The following is a 250-nucleotide window of genomic DNA, read 5'->3' on the forward strand; positions in this document are numbered from 1 at the left end:
GATCGTCATCCTCCTCGATCGCTCGCCATGCGGCGCCGTCGAGGTCCTCGTACTGGCCGCTCTTCAGCGACCAGAGAAAGGCGAAAAGACCGAGCGCACCGAGAGAAAGCGCGATCGGGATGAGATAGACGAGCATGTTCATGCGGCATGTGCCTCCGCCGGTACGGGGCCGGAGTTCGCCACTTTCGAAGCGGACGATGCCGACCGCGAAGCGCGATTGAGCCGCAAGGCATTGGCGACAACGATGATC

The 250-nt window shown here is 62.4% G+C and carries 1 protein-coding gene; it reads right to left on the reverse strand.

Annotated elements, in window-relative coordinates:
- On the reverse strand, positions 1–142 hold a 142-nt coding region (gene ccoS, locus R0J92_RS25190), incomplete at its 3' end, for a cbb3-type cytochrome oxidase assembly protein CcoS (protein WP_411053696.1).
- Positions 143–250: the final 108 nt, after the last annotated feature.

The organism is Tritonibacter sp. SIMBA_163 (genome assembly GCF_046535935.1).
Taxonomy (GTDB): Bacteria; Pseudomonadota; Alphaproteobacteria; order Rhodobacterales; family Rhodobacteraceae; genus Epibacterium; species Epibacterium scottomollicae.